The sequence below is a fragment of the Caminibacter profundus genome, assembly GCF_054657155.1.
In genome coordinates, this window is sequence record NZ_BAAHXC010000001.1 from 1442501 (window position 1) to 1445150 (window position 2650).

Annotated in this window: 1 protein-coding gene and 2 rRNA genes (1 of these 3 only partly in view); 2 read left to right on the forward strand and 1 reads right to left on the reverse strand. The window is 42.1% G+C overall.

Going from position 1 to position 2650, the window contains the following annotated elements; translation table 11 throughout:
* A 23S ribosomal RNA gene (locus tag ACYQ1U_RS07845) occupies positions 1–1369 on the forward strand (it extends 1540 nt beyond the left edge of the window).
* Positions 1370–1418: 49 nt separating this feature from the next.
* A 5S ribosomal RNA gene (rrf, locus tag ACYQ1U_RS07850) occupies positions 1419–1535 on the forward strand.
* Between the two features lie 167 nt (positions 1536–1702).
* On the opposite strand, the gene ACYQ1U_RS07855 is transcribed toward rrf, so the two are convergent.
* A partial coding sequence (locus ACYQ1U_RS07855) for an IS630 family transposase (protein WP_459886322.1) occupies positions 1703–2650 on the reverse strand: 948 nt, incomplete at its 5' end.

Here is a 2650-nt window from a genome sequence, read left to right on the forward strand (position 1 = left end):
ACTCCTTCGGGAGGGAGAGAGAATCGGTGATACCGTCGGGCCGAGAAAAGCCTCTAAGCCGTTTGAGCTGTTAGTAGCCCGTACCGTAAACCGACACAGGTAGGCGGGATGAGTATTCTAAGGCGCGTGGAAGAACCCTCCCTAAGGAACTCGGCAAACTGGCACCGTAACTTCGGGATAAGGTGTGCTCCGAGTAGGTGAAGGGACTTAGCTCCTGGAGCCGAAAGGAGTCGCAGCGCAGCGCTCTTGCCGACTGTTTACCAAAAACACAGCACTCTGCTAACTCGTAAGAGGAAGTATAGGGTGTGACGCCTGCCCGGTGCCGGAAGGTTAAGGGGATCCGTTAGCCGAAAGGCGAAGCGGTGAACCGAAGCCCCGGTAAACGGCGGCCGTAACTATAACGGTCCTAAGGTAGCGAAATTCCTTGTCGGTTAAATACCGACCTGCATGAATGGCGTAACGAGTGAGGGGCTGTCTCAGGGAGGGATCCAGTGAAATTGTAGTGGAGGTGAAAATTCCTCCTACCCGCGGCAAGACGGAAAGACCCCGTGGACCTTTACTACAGCTTGGCATTGTAGGTGGGATATCCATGTGCAGGATAGGTGGGAGGCTTAGAAGCCTGAGCGCCAGCTCAGGTGGAGCCGCCCTTGAGATACCACCCTTGGATATCCTGCCTACTAACCCGCATGAGTAATCCTCATGGGGGACAGTGCCTGGTGGGTAGTTTGACTGGGGCGGTCGCCTCCTAAAGAGTAACGGAGGCTCACAAAGGTTGGCTCATGGCGGTTGGAAATCGCCAGAAGAGTGTAAAGGCATAAGCCAGCCTGACTGCGAGAGAGACACCTCGAGCAGAGACGAAAGTCGGTCTTAGTGATCCGGTGGTTCTGAGTGGAAGGGCCATCGCTCAAAGGATAAAAGGTACCCCGGGGATAACAGGCTGATCTCCCCCGAGAGCTCACATCGACGGGGAGGTTTGGCACCTCGATGTCGGCTCATCGCATCCTGGGGCTGGAGCAGGTCCCAAGGGTATGGCTGTTCGCCATTTAAAGCGGTACGCGAGCTGGGTTCAGAACGTCGTGAGACAGTTCGGTCCCTATCTGCCGTGGGCGTAGGAAGGCTGAGGAGAGCTGACCCTAGTACGAGAGGACCGGGTTGGACGTGCCACTGGTGTACCAGTTGTCCTGCCAAGGGCAGTGCTGGGTAGCCAAGCACGGAAGGGATAACCGCTGAAAGCATCTAAGCGGGAAGCCCACTCCAAGATGAGCCTTCCCTGAAGGGTGCAGGAAGACTACCTGCTTGATAGGCTGGGGGTGTAAGCCCTGCGAGGGGTTGAGCTGACCAGTACTAATAACCCGATTGGCTTCTGTAAGTGCGTGGGCAAGGCTTTTAACAGCTAACTTTAGTTATATAGTGACAAGCGTAGTGGGAAAAGCGTAGGGGAAACACCCTGAACCATTTCGAACCAGGAAGTTAAGCCCTACAGCGCTGATGATACTGCATCCTTACGGATGTGGGAAAGTAGGTCCCTGCTACGCTTTTCAGTGTATAACTTTTATAACATAACAAAGAGTCTGGCACTATATATATCGGCTCTATCTTTTACTTCTCTTGGATATTTGTTTTATTTCTCTCATATTAATGTCTATTTTAATTATAAAATTAATTTTATTATATTATACCAATTCTCATATATTCATAACCTTTATAATATATTTATAAGAAACCAAAGATTTGATTTGCTCACTTGTATATGAAAGTAAAATTTCTTCAACTTTTTTTCTAATTCTTCTATTGTTTTAAATATTATATTTTTTAAAAATTTCTTTATATCTTCAAATCTTCTCTCTTGTGGATTTAACTCTGGCGAATATGGAGGAAGATATTCAATTTTTATATTTTTTGGAATATCAAGTTTTTTAGATTTATGAAAACTCGCATTATCCATTATTAAAACTATATTATCATTTCTAAATTTTTCACTTAAGTTTTTTAAATATTCATTAAAACAAATACTATCTAAATGTAACATATACATTGAAAAATCTTCTCCACTTTTTATATCTGTTGCTTGATATAAATAAAAATATTCATATTTCTGTTGATATGATATTATTGGCTTTATTCCTTTTGCTGTCCATTTCCTTCCTACATCTGTTATCAACCCAAATCTACTCTCATCATAAAACTTTATTCTTGCATTTGGATTATTCTCTACTATTTCTTTAATTCTTCTCTCTTTAAACTCTTTTACTTTATTCTCATCTTTATTAATATTTGAAGGTCTGCCCTTTTTTTTAATACCTAATTTCTTGCACCAATAACTTATTGTTTTTATTGATAATTCTTTGTTATATTCCTTCTTTATCCATTCTTGCATTGATTTTAGACTATCAAACCCTTCTTTTGCTTTTTCTTTGAATTTCTCAAACTCTTCTTTATTTAATATTGGTATTCTCCCTTTATAATTAAGTTTTAAATTCTCTATTCCTCCTCTTCTGTATAATCCCCAATATTTCTTTACTGATTGTATGCTTATATCCAACTTCTCACTTACATCTTTTAATTGAATATTTGGGGTTTTCTTTAATAGATAAATAACTTTTATTCTTTTGTAAATTCTCTCATCTTTCTCTTTTCTTAACAACTCCTC